Raw genomic sequence first — 17,024 nt, 5'->3', positions numbered from 1 at the left:
TAGCAACCTAACGTAAATGCTGCAACATGCAGACAGTGCGGTAGCTTTGTCTTCGAAAAAGTTCAGCCGCACGTCGACCTGAACAAGTGATTCATTATTGAAACACTCCAGCGTTACATCATAATAAAAACACACCCTGCCAATTGTCTTCTCACAGCCCTGAATAGAGCTTCTGCCTGCATAAACTTTCGAACCTAAAAGAGTTTACCAGCATGCCAGCAATCAGCTCGGATCAACCCAATTGGTACCTGTTGCAATGCAAGCCTCGCCAGGATGAGCGCGCCCACCTCAACCTGCTGCAGCAAAACTACGTGGTCTTCCATCCTCAACTGTTTACCGAGCGCGTCATTCGCGGGAAACGGCAGCGGGTCATGGAATCGTTGTTCCCCGGTTATCTGTTCATCCAACTTAGCCGTACGGACAATTGGGCCCCCTTGCGCTCGACGCGAGGTGTCAGCCGGGTCGTCGAATTCAATCATGGCCCCGTGGCAGTGGCAGAACACGTCATCGAGCATCTGCGCGAACGGTGCCTGGAGTCGGATTCGGATGTCCACGGTCGCCTCGAACCTGGAGAGCCGTTGCGAATCATAAGCGGCCCGCTTTCGCCACTGGAGGGGGTATTCCAGGCGCTGCACGGTAACGATCGCGTGTTGCTCCTGCTGCAGTTTCTCAACCGCGAGCAGCCAGTCTGTTTGCCGCTTAGCGTCATTGAACGACAAAAACCAAGCTTTCAATCCTACAAATAACCGCTTGTCTCATGTGCCTTTCTCAGGAGCCATGACATGGCCTTGAATTCACGCTGCCCTGTTGCACTGATCATGGCCTCTTTCTACCCGGGAATGGCCTGGAGTATCGAGCCGCAAGCCATTGATGTTTACGGATTCGATTTCACGCCGAGCTTTATATTTTCGGAAAGTTATGACGACAACTTTCGCGAACTGGAGGACCGCAAACAGTCCTCCATGATTACCAAGCTGGCGCCCTCCTTCGAACTCAAGGCCGAAGATCGCAACAGCGCCACGCGATTGATCTGGCAGCCGACTCGCTACATCTATCACGACGAGTCTGATGCCTCGAACACAGCGCAACGCGTACGCGCCGATAGCATCATGGAGTTCACCGACCGTCATCGTTTGAAACTCGAAGCCGAATATCGCAAGTACGAGCGCACGGAGTCGACGGCGGTCGAAGGCGTCAATGACAAAATCAACAATAAACGCGTCGGCGGCCTTTACACCTTTGGCGCCAAGAGTGCCGACAATCAAATCGAGCTCGGGGCGAATTACGCACAACTGCGCTACGACAATGCCGATGGCATCAATGACGATAAAGAACGCGATACCACCGCCGTCACGGGTACCTGGTACCACCGCATCGGCAGCAATACCCGAGGTTTGCTGGAATATGACCACACCGACTTCGACTATCAGCAGGCGAACAGTCCGCGCAGCAGTAAATCCGACGCCGTATTGGCCGGTGCCGTATGGGATTTCACGGCTCGCACGACGGGCAAAGTGCGCGTCGGTTATGAAAAAAAGAACTTCGACAGCAGCGAATCCAACGACCTCGACAACCCCACCTGGCAAGTCGATTTGCAATGGAAACCGCGCACGTATTCGACGTTTACCTTTGTCGCTCGCCAGGCACTTGCCGAAGGCGACGATGGTGCGGAGGCCGTAAAGTCGACGTTCACTCAAGTCGGATGGCGACACGGTTGGACCGAACGAATCACTACCGTGGCGCAAGCCGGACTCGGTCGGTATGTCTACGAAGGACAAAGTCGCACCGATGACTTTCAGGATTACAACCTGGCGCTCATCTACGCCATGCGCCGCTGGCTGGATATCGAACTCGGTTATCGCTACCGCGACAACGATTCCGATGCCGACAATGAAAGTTTCACCCGCAACGTGTTTCAGATCAGCTTTAACGTCAGCCTTTAAGAGGGTCTCGACATGAACACACACGCACTTGTCTTGTCGTTCACGCTGGCTGTGGCATCGACTGCCCATGCGGCCGATCCCGGCACTCAATACAAACTGGCCGCCGGCGATGTGTTGCGCATCATCGTCTTCGGTGAGCCGGAGTTGAGCCTGAAAAAGATCCGTCTCAGCGATGCCGGCACGTTTTCCTACCCCTTTCTCGGAGAAATCTCCGCCAAAGGGCTGACCCCTGGGCAGGTTGAAAAGATCATCGTCGATGGACTTAAACAGGGCTATCTGGTCGATCCGAAAGTCAGCCTCAGCCAGATCGAATACCGCTCCTTCTACATCAATGGCGAAGTGAAAAAACCCGGCAGCTATCCGTTTGTGCCCGGCCTGACACTGGAGAAGGCCATTGCCTTGGGCGGCGGTTTGACCGAACGAGCCTCGATCAAACGCGTGACCATTTTGCGTGGCGATGGTGGTGCGACCCTCACCGATGACGTGACTCGCAGCACCACGATCGCCCCCGGCGACACCATTTCCATCGCACAAGGGTTCTTCTGATCATGGACAACAGCCTTGGCACCTACGTCGAACGTCCTTTGCAAACGCATGTGCATCAGCATCAGCCGTACAGCGAAGACAAGGACACCCTTGATCTATTGAAACTCTGGAGGGTGATCTGGCGCGCCAAATGGAGCATCGGATGGCTGATTCTGGTGAGCGGTTTGCTCGCGGCCATTGTGGTCTCGAACATCACCCCGCAATACATCGGCAGCACGACCCTGCTGTTCAACGATAAAACACCCCCGCTGATGTCCTTTCAGCAGGTCAAGGATTCGAACAGCAACACCACTGATTACCTACAGACACAACAAGCGCTCCTGCAATCGCGTGATCTTGCCGAGCGCGCGGTGAAAAAACTCGGCCTGACCACTCACCCGCTCACCGACCCGCGCCAGCAACCGAAGCCATGGTTTGCACCGCGTGAATGGCTGGCCGATCTTGATCTGGACAAATGGTTGCCGGGCCTCGGCCTGGAGCGCTGGCTACCGGAAAAAGAAGCCATCACCGAAGAAGATGTATTCAACCAGGTCACGCAGAACCTCATGTTGCACACCAGCGTCAAGTTCGTCGGCAAGAGCCAGTTGCTGGAAATCGAAGTCGAGCTGCCGGACCCGGTGCTGGCAGCCGCAGCAGCCAATGCCCTGGCCCGTGGCTTCACCGACAGCCAGCTCGACACCAGCGAAAAGTCGTCGCAAACCACCACGGCGTGGATGAACACACGGCTGGTCAAGCTGCGTGACAACCTGCGCGCGGCCGAGAAAAAGCTTCAGGGCTACCGCGAAGAACAAGGCCTGGTCGACGTCGGCGGCGTGGCCACGATCAGCGCCAACGAACTGGAAATGACCGGCAATCGCATGGTCGACGCCCGGCGCAACCGTGCCGAAGCCGAAAGCGAATACCGGCAGGCGAAGGCTTTGAGCAACGGCGATCTGAGTCGACTGTCCAGCGTACCCGCGGTCTTGAGTAACCTCTTGGTGCAGAAATTCCAGGCCGATCGCGCCATGGCCCAGGCCAAGGTCGATGAGCTGTCGGGGCGTTACGGGCCTAAGCACCCTAGCCTGCTTTCCGCGCAGTCGGAATTGCGCACGGCCACCAGCAACCTGCAGCTACAGGTGCAGCAGGTGGTTGCCGGCATCGAACGGCAATACCAGCTCGCTACCGCCAGTGAGGCCTCACTGCGTCAATCGTTCAACAGCAACAAGGCACAAATTCAGGACATTGCCCGCAAGGAATTCCAGTTGCGCGAGTTCCAGCGTGAGGTCGACAGCTCCCGCGCGCTGTACGAAACCTTCGTCACCCGCTTGAAAGAAACCACGGCCACCGCTGACATGGACTCGACCAAAGTGCGGATCGTCGACCCGGCCATCGTTCCCGCTGACCCCAGCAAACCGCGTAAAACGTTGATTGTTGCGATCGTCGCGCTGATTGCTGCGGTGGTCGGTGTAGCGTTGGCGCTGCTGTTCGACAGCCTGAGCAATACCTTCAAGACCGACGAGTCGATCGAAAGCGCGCTGAACATTCCGCTGCTGAGCGTCGTGCCGCTGGTCATGAAGAAAAATCGTCGGCAACTGGCGCGCCTGTTCGAAGACAACGATCATCCGCGCTTTTCCGAGACGATCCGTAACCTGCGCACCTGGCTGATGTTGCAGAGCAACGACATGCCCTCGCAGGTGGTGCTGATCACATCGACGGTGGCCGGTGAGGGAAAAAGCACCATTGCCAACAACCTCGCCAGCTCCCTGACGCCGCTGGAACGGGTGCTGCTGATCGATGCCGACATGCGCCAGCCAACCCTGTCGCTGAACTTCGATTTCCCGCCTGACAGCCCTGGTCTGGCGAATGTCATTGCCGGTACCGCGCGGCTTGAAGACTGCATTGTTTCGGTGGGCAATCTGGACATGCTGCTGGCCGGCAAGGTCATGCCAACTGCGCGAGATACCTTCGCCGCGCCACGCCTGCCCTCACCTGCCGAGCCGCGCAACGCTCTGCAACCGCCGCCGCAGGATTTGCTCAGTTCACCGCGCATGGCGCGCATGCTTGAAGCGCTGAGGTCGCGTTACCGCCATATCATCATTGACTCACCACCTGCAGAAATGATCAGCGACGCCCTGTTGCTGGCCAAACATGCGGATGCGGTCATTTACGTCGTCAAGGCTGACAGCACACCTATCAGCCAAGTGCAGCGTGGCCTCGCCATGTTGCAACAGAGCCATGTGCCGGTCTTTGGCTCCGTGCTCAACCAGGTCGACCTGCGCAAGGCGCGCAAGTACGGCCATCACCATTCCCGGGCGTTCTATAACTACGATTTCGCGCCCAGGTAACACCGGGCGACTACGCCTGTCGCTGCACCCCGTTCTGCCACTACACAACTCGCTTCACCTCTGCCGAGCCACGGAAAAGCCAGCGGGAGACACCCTCGTGTCTGTCGCTCAGCGCTGACGCATTACTGCTGCCTTGAGGTCAAGCCCATGACACCGCTCTATACCGCTCATATGACGCACCGCCGAGGCCTGACTTTCTGGGGCCAGTGGTCGTGCGCACTAACGTTGGCCACGTCGCTGCTGGTGCTACTGGTTTATTGGCGAGTCGGCCATCTGACCAGCGAATATCGCATCCTGATCATCCTGACCGTGCTTGGCTCAGTACCGATCTACAGCGTCATGCGCGTTTACCACAAACGCTATGGCCTGTTGGCCGGGCTCGGCAGACTACTGGCCGGCTGGTTGATCCTGCTGGCGGTGCTGGCGACGATTGCCTTCGTCACCCAGACCAGCGCGGTCTATTCGCGCCAGGTCATCATCGTCTGGGCAGTCTTGGGATTCGTGGTCCAGGCGGCGAGTTTTCTGCCCCTGCATTACCTCGCCCGACTGCACTCGCGGCGAATCTGCAACGAGCGTCGCTCGGTCATCATCGGCACCTGTCCGACCGCTCATGAGCTCGCCAAAAAGCTGTCCAGTCCCAACCGAGCGCTGGTGCTGGGCTTCGTCGCCGCGGCCGACGACAGTGGCCCTGCCCCGAGTATCTTGCCGCTGCTCGGCCATGTGGATGCGATCCGCGAGATCATCGCGCGCCTTGAAGTGCGCCGCGTCTACATCGTGCTGACCATGGCACATGCCGCCACCATCGAGGCGCTCTACATCGACCTGCTCGACGTCAATGTCGACGTGGTGTGGATTCCGGATTTTGGCAGCATGGTGTTGCTCAACCATTCGATCTCGGAAATCGAGCGAATGCCGGCCATCTACCTCAATGAAAGTCTGATCAGCTCGCATCCGGCCAGCCTGTTTTGCAAGGATCTGTTCGAACGCAGCCTGGCCGCGCTGGCGATTATTCTGCTCAGCCCGTTGCTGTTGCTGGTGGCGACGGCCGTCAAACTCACCTCCTCCGGGCCGGTGCTGTTCAAGCAAAACCGTCACGGCTGCAACGGCGAAGTGATCAAGGTGTGGAAGTTCCGCTCGATGCATGTCCACGACGACCGTGAGGTGCGCCAGGCGACCCGCAACGACAACCGCCTCACGCCGATCGGTCACTTTCTGCGGCGCAGTTCCATCGACGAATTGCCACAGCTGTTCAATGTCCTGTCCGGCCAGATGGCTCTGGTCGGCCCGCGCCCGCATGCCGTCACCCACAACCTTTATTACACCGGCAAGGTGCGCGCCTACATGGCCCGCCATCGCCTCAAGCCGGGCATCACCGGACTGGCCCAGATCACCGGACATCGCGGCGAAACCGAGACGCTGGAAAAAATGCAGCTGCGGGTCGCCCAGGACCTCAACTACATCAACCAGTGGTCGCTGTGGCTCGACATAAAAATCCTGCTCAAGACCCCCTTCACGCTGTTCTCGAAAAACATCTATTGACCCCCTGCCCCACTGCTACCTGCCCCGCCCAACCGTTGATAACCGTCATGACGACCTGAGGTTTGACCATGAATGTGAGCGTATTCGGTATTGGTTATGTTGGCCTTGTCCAAGGCGCCGCGTTGGCGGAGGTCGGGCACAGTGTGCTCTGCGTCGATGTCGACGCTGCCAGGGTCGAGGCATTGAAGGAAGGCACCCTGCCCCTCTACGAGCCGGGCTTGAAAAGCCTGGTGCGTGACAATTACCAGAGCGGCCGACTGCGCTTTGACACCGACCTGGTCGAGGCCGTGCACCACGGCGATGTGTTGTTGATTGCCGTCGGCACGCCGCCTGACGAAGACGGTTCGGCGGATCTTCAATACGTGCTGAACGTGGCGCACACCATCGCGCTGCACATGGACCGTCATCAGATCATTGTCGACAAGTCCACTGTGCCAGTCGGCACGGGCGATCGGGTGCGCGCCCATATCGAACAAGTGCTGGCCGCCAACGACCGCAGCGACCTGACCTTCGACGTGGTCTCCAATCCTGAATTTCTCAAAGAAGGCTGCGCCGTCGAAGATTGCATGCGCCCGGACCGGATCATCATCGGCACCGACAGCGCGCTGGCCGAAGACGTCATGCGCGAACTGTACGAGCCGTTCAATCGCAACCGCGAAAAAATCATCGTCATGGACGTGCGCAGCGCCGAGCTGACCAAGTACGCCGCCAACTGCATGCTCGCAACCAAGATCAGCTTCATGAACGAAATGGCCTGCCTCGCCGAAAGTCTTGGCGCCGACATCGAGAAGGTACGCCACGGCATCGGCTCCGATCCGCGTATCGGTTATCAGTTCATCTATCCCGGCCCGGGCTACGGCGGCTCGTGTTTTCCCAAGGACGTCAAGGCGCTGATCCACGCCGCGACCAGCGTCGACTTTGATGCCCGGGTGCTCAAGGCCGTGGAGGCGCGCAATCAGGAACAGAAAACCAGCCTCTACAGCAAGATTTTCAATCACTTCGACGGCCACCTGAGCGGCAAGACTTTCGCCCTCTGGGGCTTGAGCTTCAAGCCCAACACCGACGACATGCGCGAAGCACCCAGCCGCGTGTTGATGGAAGCCTTGTGGCGCGCCGGGGCCAACGTCCAGGCGTTCGACCCCAAAGCCATGGACGAGGCGCAGCGCATTTATGGCGCGCGCGATGACTTGACCCTCACAGGCACCAAGGAAGCGGCGCTGAAAAATGCCGACGCGCTGATCATCGTCACCGAGTGGCAAGCGTTTCGTGCGCCGGACTTTGATGTGCTCAGCGCGCGACTCAAGCAACCGCTGATTTTCGACGGACGCAATCTGTTCGATCCGCAACGCTTGAGCAAACGCGGCTTCACCTACGTCTCCGTGGGTCGCCAGACCCCCGCAGTGATCTGACGGGAGCCGCGCCATGTTGAAACTTGAACTGGTCGGACAGTATTCGCCGAAATTACTTGAGGCCAACCACGCCTATTCCTTCATTAATTTTGCCTCGATCAGCAGCTTCTTCGAGCAGCGCCCGAACACCATCACTTATTTTTGCGACGGCATGTTGATGTCGACCTTCATGTCTCGGGTAACCGGCAGGACGATCGGCCGGGTCAGCTTTGACTTCACGTCCATCGCCGACCAAGTACTGGGCGGTGCCGAGCAGCGAGGCAAACGCGTGTATTTTGTCGGCGCCCGCCAAGCCGAACTTGAGCTGTTCATCCTGAAAATCAAGACGCTTTATCCACGGCTGATCATTGCCGGTTTCCACAACGGCTATTTCGATGCCGCCGAGGCCGAGGCCATTCGGGCCGATATTTGCCGCAGTGAAGCGAACATCCTCATCGTTGGCCTCGGCGCCGGGCTGCAAGAACAATTCGAACAGGACGTGCTGCGTGCAGGTTTTGAAGGCGTGGCTTTCACCTGCGGCGGGTTCATTCGCCAGGAAGCACTGGCGTCGCGGCAATACTACCCGGCGCTGATCAATCGCCTGCATTTGCGCGCGTTCTACCGGATGTATCGCGAGCCCCACACGATCAAACGCTACCTCATCGATTACCCCAGCAACTTCTTGCACCTGCTGGCCCTGCTCGCGCGACGCAAAGTCGCCATCAGTGTCGGGGAGTGATCATGCACATTCTGTTCACTCTCAAGGATTTCAAATCGGGCGGCGGCGTCGAGCGCGTGCAGCAACGGTTGTCCGAGCAATTTCTCAAGGATGGCCGGCGCGTGAGCTTCTTCGTCATGAACGGCGAAACCCCGGACACCGAAGGCGATCAACGCCACCACAGTGGCGGTGGCAACGGCGTCGTCGGCCTGCTGCGCTCGATCGTGCTGTTGCGCCGGCTCATTCGGGACGAACACGTCACTCACCTGGTTTCCGCCAAGGAACAGGCCAACGTCTGCACCTGGTTCGCGACGCTGGGCAGTGCCTGCAAAGTCATCTACAGCCGGCACATCGCCCTCGACTGCAAGGAGCAGAAAACCGGCCCTTCGAGCTTGCGCCTGCTCTATGCCTTGTATCTGTGCGGCAGCGGCAAAGTGGTCACGGTCTCGACGGCGTTGCGTCAGTCGCTGGTCGGCTTGTTACCCTGGGGACGGCAGCGAATCAGCTATTGCCCCAACGCCGTCATCACCGAACAACTGTTCCAGGCCTCACGGGAGCCTCTCGTTGCCGGGTTGCCCGATGCCTACTGGTTGGGCTTGGGGCGACTGACGCAGCAGAAAGGCTTTCATTTGTTACTCGACGCCTACGCCCTGGCATTGCAACACCGTGCGCTGCCAAATCTGGTTATTGCGGGCGACGGGCCGATGCGCGACACACTGATCGCACAGGCGCAGCGCCTCGGCATCGCGCAACGGGTGCACTTCACCGGTTTTCTGAGCAACCCCTATCCACTGCTCAGGCACGCGCGCCTGTTCATTTTGAGTTCGACCCATGAAGGCATGCCGACCGTGCTGATTGAAGCACTGGCGCTGGGTACGCCGGTGCTGGCCTGCGACTGCGAAACCGGCCCCAGAGAGCTGTTGAATAACGGTCAACTTGGCCTGCTGGTCAAGGTCAACGACGTACCGGCACTGGCCGAGGGCATGCTGCGCAGCCTGACCTCTCGGGATGACGTGGTGACCAACGAAACGACCCTGACCGACGCCCTTCGCCCGTACACCAGCCAGCACGCGGCGCAAGCGTATTACCAGGTATGGAATCAATGAAAAAATTCCTGATCATCCTGCACGACCTCAGCGCAGGCGGGGCGGAAAAGATGATGACGCGCCTGGCCGGCGCGTTGGTCGACGCCGGTAACGAGGTGACCTTGCTGCTGCTCACCGGTGGCGGCGTTAATGCGGCCTACCTCGACCCGCGGGTCAAGACTGTTGAGCTGCACTGCCCCCGCAGCGCCCGCGCGGTGCCGGCGCTGGCGCAGTTTCTGCGTACCAATCGCTTCGATGCGCAACTGGCGGTTCTCACTCACGTCAACGTCGTGGCAATCGCCGCGGCCGCGCTGTCGGGCACGCTGGCGCGCCTGCACGTCAGTGAGCGCAATGCCTTTTCCCACGATAAGCACGTCAATCCAGCCTTGACGGTAAGGCTCGCCTACTGGGCGGCCCCGCTGCTGTATCGGCTGATTCCCAATCCGGTGATCTGCGTCTCGAAAGGCGTTGCCCAGGATCTGGTCGATACCACCATCGCGCGTCGCCAGGACGTGACCACGGCTGACAATCCGGTGCTCGACGATGACTTCTACAAAAAACGGCCGGGGCGGCCCAGTCACCGCTGGCTGCTGGAAAAGTCTGGCGCAGTGGTGGTTGCCGTGGGCCGTCTGGCCCAGCAAAAAGGCTTCGATACGCTGATCACGGCAATCGCCGCGCTCCCGACCACCAGCGTGCGCTTGATCATTTTCGGTGAAGGTGCGCTCAGGGCTCAATTGCTGGATCAGGCTCGGGCATTGGGTCTGGCCGATCGTGTCGACCTGCCGGGGTACACCGCCGATCCTTTGGCCGAAGTCGCTGCGGCCGATTGTTTTGTCTTGTCGTCGCGCTTCGAAGGCAGCCCCAATGCACTAGTGGAAGCCTTGGCCACAGGCACGCCGGTGGTGGCGACCCGCTGCCCCCATGGCCCGGCGGAAATCCTCATCAACGGCCTGGTGGCGCCGCTGGTCGATGTCGACGATCCGGTCGCCCTGGCACAGGCGATCGTCCTGCAGCTCGGAACACCGCGCAATTTCAAGCGCCATACCCGGCTTGAGGCGGCCGCCCGGTTTGCCAATACCCGTGCGGTGCAGACTTACCTCACCGCGATGCTCGGGAGCGCTGCATCATGAGCACACTGGCGATCAGATATTCGACATTACGCGACGGCTTCGCCCTGTTCGGCGTGCTGTTTTACATTCAGGTGATCACGTTTGTCCTCGGACTGGGCGGCGGATTCAGCTTCGGCGATGTCGACAAAGACCTCGAAGGCAGTGTCGCCAATCAAATCTGCGGGCTCATCACGCTGTTGGTGCCGTTGTTTTTCTTTATCCGCCACAAGGTATTCCTGAGCAAAACCTTCTACCGCAGCAACTTCTTTCTGCTGCTGTTCCTGCTTTGTGTCATCGCCTCGATCGGCTGGTCGCACGACCCGATGCTGACGCTCAAACGGGTGATCGCACTGCTCGGCGTGGTGTTTTTTGCCGGCTTCATTGCCTGGAACTACCCGCTGGAAAAAATCGTTTTCATGCTTGGTTGTGCGATCGGCGTGGCTGCGTTCATCGGGCTGATTCTCGCGCTGGTCATGCCCGAGGTCGCGTTCCTGTCCGGAGGCATCCGCGACGGCGCCTTCAAGGGCATCTTTGCCGAAAAGAATGCCGGCGCACGGCTCAACGCGGTCGCCATCCTGCTGCTGTTACCGATGATCCGTCAGGGCAATCGCCGGGCGCTGTTCTGCGCGTTGTGTTCGCTGATCGCTATCCTGCTCGCGCAGTCGGCAACCGGCGTGGCGCTGGTCATTTCCGGGACGGTGAGCTACGCCTACTTCCTCACGTTGATCCGTCTGCGCATCAACCGCTCGCAGTGGCTGTTCTTCGGTTGCACGGTGCTGTTTCTGCTGGTGTGCCTGCTGCTTTACAACCACCTGGCCTGGCTGCTGGAAATCGCCGGTCGTGATCCGTCACTGACCGACCGCACGCTGATCTGGGAGTTGCTCGCTCCGTTCGTCGAGCAACAATGGCTCAAGGGCTACGGCTTCGGCGCCTTCTGGGCCAGTCCCGATGCCGATGCCTTCATCACGCGCTGGGGCTACATCGGCAACGCCCACAGTGGCTACATGGAAACCCTGCTCAACGGCGGTGTTATTCAATTGAGCGCGCTGGTGTTGTTGTTGGGCGAAGCGCTGTTCAAGCAATACCGCGCCGTCACCGCCAACCACACGGCCCAGTATCGCGCCAGCGCGCTGGTGATCATCGGCCTGTTCGTCGTCACCAACTATGTCGCCTATGTGATCCCCAACTACCGCTCCGCCGAGTTTCTGGTGTTCTGCACCCTCGCCCTGTCGTTCCGGCATCGGCTGGTCATGTACCCCGCGTCATCACCTGCAACCCAGCGTCAGCGTCCGGCTGGTCAGGCATTTGCGCCTGATTCAGCCAAGGCGTGACACAAGGAGAAGCACCCGTGCGAAACCAAGCCCCGCTTTCAGCGCATACCGTGTGCGTTTTGATCCCCATGTACAACGGCGCCGACAGCATTGAGCAAACGCTGACGTCGCTGGCCGAGCAAACCCGGCTGCCCGATCACGTCATTGTCATCGACGATGGCTCCACCGATGACGGGCCACAACGGGTCCGGGACTTCGCCGCGCCGTTTCGTCTGACCCTGTTGCAGCAGGCCAACGCCGGCCAGGCCAGTGCGCGCAATACCGGTTTGCACCACAGCCAGGAAACGTTCGTGGCGATGCTCGATGCCGACGACCAGTGGCGCCCGCAAAAACTCGAGCTGCAACTGGCGCTGTATGACGAACTCGAGCGTCAGGGCCGCCCGGTCGGGCTGATCGACTGTTACGCGCAGGTCAACTACAGCAACGGCAAGCGGCAACTGGACAACGTGCGCAAGAGCGGCATGCATTTCTACGATTTCGTCCACGCCAACGTCCTCAATGGCGTATCTGCCGCACTGGTCAAACGCGACGTCATGCTGCAACTCGGCGGCTTCGATGCCGGCCTGCGTTACTGCGAAGACCGGTTCATGTGGACGCGCATCGCCGAGCATTGGGAGATCCACACCGTGCCGCAGGTACTGCTCGAGCGTACGGTCAATGACGGCAACATGACCGCGCAACCGAAAAAGCACTACCAGAACAAGATCAAGTTCATCGAGGTGTATCTCGAACGCTATGGCGCGCAGTTGAGCAAACAGCAACACATCGATTTTGTGCTGGGCAATCACACCGATTTTCTCAACACCTTTTCCCGGCGCGGCGAGCATGTCGAGGTGCTCGATGTGTACCGGCGGATGTTCGACTACTCCTGGCAAACGCTGATCTTCGATCACGGCAAACCGACCTTGCGCTACCTCTACGCCCTCGCCAAGTCATGGCGCAAGGCACCGGCGTCACCCATCGCTCAATGAATCGGTATCCGCCATGGCCAACCACCGTCTCGTCACCCTCGGCTGGATCTTCACCGAGAAATTCGGCCTGATCCTGCTGTCGATGATCACTTTTGTCGCGTATGCGCGGCTGCTGTCGCCGGCCGAACTGGGTGTGGGCACGATCATCATTGCCATCGTCGAGCTGGTCGGGCTGATTTACTCATCGGTACTGGAAGATCCGCTGGTCCGTCTGCAACGGCTGGAGGACAAGCACATTTCGACGGCGTTCTGGGCGGCGGTATTGGTCAGCCTGCTGTCGATTGTGCTGATCTCGGTGGCGGTGTTTTTTTACACGACTGACCCGATGCTGCGCTGGATGACGGCGCTGGCCTCGGTGAAAATCCTGTTCACCATGATGGCGCGTGTCTACGTGGCGCAAATGCGCCGTAGCGGCAACTTCAAAATGCTCGCGTCGCGCACCTTACTGGGCAAGGTCGTCGGCGGTGTCGCCGGCATCGCTGTCGCGCTGTGGGGATTGGGCGCCTGGGCGGTGATTGCCCAGGCGCTGATCATGGAGTTCGTCTCGATCATCGTCTTGATGCGCGCAGATCCGCGGCGCATCGCCTTCTACATTGACGGTCCGTTCTTGCGCGAGCTGTTAAGGGCCGGCACACCGGTGGCGATCAACGCGTTGAGTTCACAGACCCTCCAGCGCGGCGTCAACGTGGTGCTGGGGATGACGGCCGGGGCCAATGCGGTCGGCATGTTCAACATGGCCATGCGCATCATCGATCTGCCGCGTACGGCGATCTACAACGGCCTGCTGAGCTATGCGCTGCCGGCGTTTTCCCGGCGCAGCAGCGAGCCGGTGCGCCTGCTCGGGATCATCGGCGACTCGACCGTCGTCAGCAGCTTTCTGCTGACGCCGCTGTTCCTCGGCATCGCCCTCACCGCCAGCGACCTGATTCTGTTGATCTTCGGCGCCAAGTGGGCCGAAGCCATCCCGCTGCTGCAAGTGCTGGCGTGCACGGCGGCCATTGGCAACACGGCGATGTACGCGACCACGGCCCTGGTAGCGGTCAACCGCAGCCACCTGACGATCAAGGCTGAAGTGGTCACAACAGTGCTGGCGCTGCTGCTGGTGTACGTCTTCGGCAGTGTCTATGGCGGCATGGCCGCAGCCGTTGCGCTGCTGGCGCGCATGCTGATGATCACGCCGTTGCAGATCCGTGGGCTCAACGCCGCCGTCGGCTATGACTGGCATCGGTTCCTCGATTCCAATTACCGCAGCGTGCTGGCCTCGCTGGTGATGGTCGCGACCGTTTTGTCCGTGTCACCGCAGCTGGGTGTTCAAGGCTATCTGCACTTGGCAGGCAGTATTTTGCTTGGCGCGCTGAGCTATGCCGTGGCGTATAGCGTCCTGCACCCGCGCTGGCCGCAGGAATTCAAATCGGTGTTCACCGCTCGCTGAATTCAGTCCCCGAAAAACAGGAAGGCCAATCCATGCGCAAAACTACGTTGATTACTGGCGGGGCCGGTTACATCGGCTCCCATACTGCATTGGCGCTGATCAATGCCGGACGTCACGTGCTGGTCCTCGATAACCTGTGCAACAGCTGTCGGGAGTGCATCAAGCGTCTTGAGCAATTGACCCTGACGCGGGTCGATTTCATCAAGGGCGACATCCGTGATTCGCGCTTGCTCGACGACATCTTCAGCCGTTATGACGTCGAGGCCGTGGTGCATTTCGCCAGCCTTAAATCGGTAGCAGAAAGCGTGAGCAACCCGTTGGACTACTACACCAACAATGTCGCCGGCACGCTCGACCTGTGCCGGGCCATGGCCCGCAACAACGTGTTCAAGCTGGTGTTCAGCTCATCGGCCACGGTCTACGGCGAGCCGACACGCACGCCGATTGCCGAAGATTTCGGCACCGGCAAACCGGTCAACCCGTACGGCCGGACCAAGTTGATGATCGAAGAATTGCTCAGCGATCTGTGCCACTCCGATCCGCGCTGGAGCATCGCCCTGTTGCGCTACTTCAATCCGATCGGTGCCCATGAGAGCGGCATGATCGGCGAAGACCCCACGGGCCGCCCCAACAATCTGTTGCCCTGCCTGACCCAGGTCGCCATTGGCCGGATTCCTGAACTGACGGTGTTCGGCAGCGACTACCCCACGGTCGACGGCACCTGCGTGCGCGATTACATCCATGTCGTGGACCTCGCCATCGGCCACCTCAAGGCCTTGCTGAAATTGCAGCAAACCAGTGGCATCGATGTCTGGAACCTCGGCACCGGCGTTGGCTATAGCGTGTTGCAGATCATTCACAGCTTCGAAGACATCACCGGCATCGCCATTCCCTATCGCTTTGCACCTCGCCGCCCGGGTGACATCGCCAAATGTTTCGCAGACCCGGGCAAGGCCAAACGAGAATTGGGCTGGACCGCGCAGCGCGATCTGCGCCAAATGATCATCGATGCCTGGCGGTGGCAGTCGTGCAATCCGCAGGGGTATCAGTCTTCATTCAAGATTGCGGCATTGAGTGCGGTCAGATGAAACTCAAAGCCGCGCTGGTCCTCTGGCTGCTGTGCTTTGCCCTGGCCGGCAACGCTGCGCAAGCGCCACCCGGTGTGCCTGGCGCCGGGCTGGTGCTGTGGCTGGACGCGGCCGATGCGCAAAGCCTGCAGCTCGATGAACAGAACCGTGTCCTGCGCTGGAAGGACAAATCCGCCAGCGGCCATGATGCGAGCGTCGACAATCCCGGCGCGGCGCCACAGTGGCTGCCAGACGCGGTGAACGGTCGTGCAATCGTGCGCTTCAACGGCGTGTCGGGTTTGCTCGGCAAAGCCATCCGCAGCGCCAAAGGTCCGGTGACGGTGTTGGTCGTGTCCCGGCGCACAGCCGAACAAGCCCAGGTCGATCCCTGGCAACGCTTGTTCAGCTCACGCCCGCAAACCGCCGACAACGATAACGTTCTGCCGAATTTCGCCATCAGCCTTAGAGACACCGCCGCCTACGCGCCGAGCGTTTCCGTGCTGGAGCTTTACGATGTGCCGATAGGTCCGTATGGCATTGGGCGTAACGCCGTCGGCACGGCCGATAACTTTCGCGGCGACATTGCCGAGGTGCTGGTGTACGACCGTGCGTTCGCCTCCCTCGCCGAACGCCAGCAGGCTTTTCAGTACCTGGCGGACAGGTGGACGATCGCCATCCCCCCGGTCGCGGATACCTGGACCCGGGTCGGGCCGCTCGGCCCTATACCGCCCCGAAACAACCCGAATCTGCCGCTGTCCGACCAGGCCAATACCGGTCAATGGGTACTCAACGACAAGCTGTCCGATGAGTTCAATGGCAGCAGCCTCGACCGCACGCGCTGGCACGTCAACCACGGCGTCGGCAACGAATCGCTCGGCCGCAAACCGGCGCTGTATACCGAAAAAAACGCCAGCGTCGGCAATGGCAACCTGAACATTGTCTTTCGCAAGGAAACCTTGCCGGAAAAGTACGTGAAACTCGGTTTCAAGGACTACACCTCCGCGATGGTCCGCACCCTTGAGAAAGGCTTGTTCGGCTATTACGAAGCGCGGGCGAAACCGATGAATTCCGCCGGCTCCAGCGCCTTCTGGCTGGCGTGGACGGGCATGGTCGACAACGCCACCGAAATCGATATTTTCGAAATCGCCGGCAAGACCAGGGACGGCAAGCTGGACCGTTCGTACCACATGAATGCTCACCTGTGGGCTACCCCGCAAAGTACCGAACACATCGCCGATGGCAGCATCTGGATCAGTCCATGGCGGCTGGCGGATGACTTCCATGTGTACGGCTTCGATTGGCAGCCCGATACCCTGCGCTGGTATGTCGATGGCGTACTGGTCCGGGAGTCAAGGAACAAGCACTTCTTCTTCCCTATGGAAATCGTCTTCGACAGCGAGGCCATGTGGTCATGGTTTGGCGTGGTCGATGACGCTGACCTCCCCTCAACGTTCGAAGTCGACTACATCAAGATGTGGCAACGCCGCTCATCGCTGTCCCAGGCCGGGAGCACGCCGTGAGCCGCCACTGCTGTTTCAGCTTGCGCCTTGGGTCGACTTAACTCGGCAGAG

The 17,024-nt window shown here is 59.8% G+C and carries 14 protein-coding genes; all 14 read left to right on the top strand.

Features of this window, described 5'->3' with window-relative positions; translation table 11 throughout:
* Positions 1-212: 212 nt before the first annotated feature.
* The 14 genes from rfaH to HU743_RS09305 all read left to right on the top strand — a co-directional run bounded on the left by rfaH (position 213) and on the right by HU743_RS09305 (position 16,973).
* Positions 213-746, top strand: coding sequence for a transcription/translation regulatory transformer protein RfaH (rfaH, locus tag HU743_RS09370; protein ID WP_186648242.1), 534 nt, complete (start codon positions 213-215; stop codon positions 744-746).
* Between the two features lie 36 nt (positions 747-782).
* Positions 783-1,943 (top strand): outer membrane beta-barrel protein, encoded by a 1,161-nt coding sequence (locus HU743_RS09365; RefSeq protein WP_186648240.1) that lies wholly within the window; start codon positions 783-785, stop codon positions 1,941-1,943.
* A 12-nt stretch (positions 1,944-1,955) separates the two neighbouring features.
* A complete protein-coding gene (locus HU743_RS09360; RefSeq protein WP_186619755.1) occupies positions 1,956-2,489 on the top strand; it encodes a polysaccharide biosynthesis/export family protein in 534 nt (177 codons plus the stop codon).
* A gap of 2 nt (positions 2,490-2,491) precedes the next feature.
* Complete coding sequence (locus HU743_RS09355) at positions 2,492-4,813, top strand: GNVR domain-containing protein (protein WP_186648238.1); 2,322 nt, start codon at positions 2,492-2,494, stop codon at positions 4,811-4,813.
* 147 nt (positions 4,814-4,960) lie between these two features.
* Entirely contained in the window at positions 4,961-6,352 is a 1,392-nt protein-coding gene (locus HU743_RS09350) for an undecaprenyl-phosphate glucose phosphotransferase (RefSeq protein ID WP_238351712.1), read from the top strand.
* Positions 6,353-6,420: 68 nt separating this feature from the next.
* On the top strand, positions 6,421-7,761 hold the full coding sequence (locus HU743_RS09345; protein ID WP_186648236.1) for a UDP-glucose/GDP-mannose dehydrogenase family protein: 1,341 nt from the start codon (positions 6,421-6,423) through the stop codon (positions 7,759-7,761).
* 13 nt (positions 7,762-7,774) lie between these two features.
* Positions 7,775-8,479 (top strand): WecB/TagA/CpsF family glycosyltransferase, encoded by a 705-nt coding sequence (locus HU743_RS09340; RefSeq protein WP_186648234.1) that lies wholly within the window; start codon positions 7,775-7,777, stop codon positions 8,477-8,479.
* 2 nt (positions 8,480-8,481) lie between these two features.
* Positions 8,482-9,564 (top strand): glycosyltransferase, encoded by a 1,083-nt coding sequence (locus HU743_RS09335; RefSeq protein ID WP_186648232.1) that lies wholly within the window; start codon positions 8,482-8,484, stop codon positions 9,562-9,564.
* Positions 9,561-10,673, top strand: coding sequence for a glycosyltransferase (locus HU743_RS09330; protein ID WP_186630359.1), 1,113 nt, complete (start codon positions 9,561-9,563; stop codon positions 10,671-10,673). The genes HU743_RS09335 and HU743_RS09330 overlap by 4 nt, the downstream gene beginning before the upstream one ends.
* Positions 10,670-11,983, top strand: coding sequence for an O-antigen ligase family protein (locus HU743_RS09325; protein ID WP_186630360.1), 1,314 nt, complete (start codon positions 10,670-10,672; stop codon positions 11,981-11,983). The genes HU743_RS09330 and HU743_RS09325 overlap by 4 nt, the downstream gene beginning before the upstream one ends.
* A 17-nt stretch (positions 11,984-12,000) precedes the next feature.
* The gene (locus HU743_RS09320) at positions 12,001-12,954 is read left to right on the top strand and encodes a glycosyltransferase (protein ID WP_186648231.1); all 954 of its coding nucleotides are present in this window, start codon (positions 12,001-12,003) and stop codon (positions 12,952-12,954) included.
* Between the two features lie 13 nt (positions 12,955-12,967).
* Positions 12,968-14,386 carry an oligosaccharide flippase family protein gene (locus HU743_RS09315; RefSeq protein ID WP_186648230.1) on the top strand — a complete coding sequence of 473 codons (1,419 nt, stop codon included), beginning with the start codon at positions 12,968-12,970 and terminating at the stop codon, positions 14,384-14,386.
* 32 nt (positions 14,387-14,418) lie between these two features.
* Complete coding sequence (gene galE / locus HU743_RS09310; RefSeq protein WP_186548177.1) at positions 14,419-15,474, top strand: UDP-glucose 4-epimerase GalE; 1,056 nt, start codon at positions 14,419-14,421, stop codon at positions 15,472-15,474.
* Positions 15,471-16,973, top strand: coding sequence for a family 16 glycosylhydrolase (locus tag HU743_RS09305; protein ID WP_186648229.1), 1,503 nt, complete (start codon positions 15,471-15,473; stop codon positions 16,971-16,973). Before galE ends, HU743_RS09305 begins: the two co-directional genes overlap by 4 nt.
* Positions 16,974-17,024: the final 51 nt, after the last annotated feature.

The sequence above is a fragment of the Pseudomonas sp. SWRI99 genome (assembly GCF_014270125.1).
Taxonomy (GTDB): Bacteria; Pseudomonadota; Gammaproteobacteria; order Pseudomonadales; family Pseudomonadaceae; genus Aquipseudomonas; species Aquipseudomonas hamedanensis.
The sequence above is the reverse complement of the archived record's forward strand: the minus strand, read 5'-3'. Positions and strand labels throughout refer to the sequence as shown.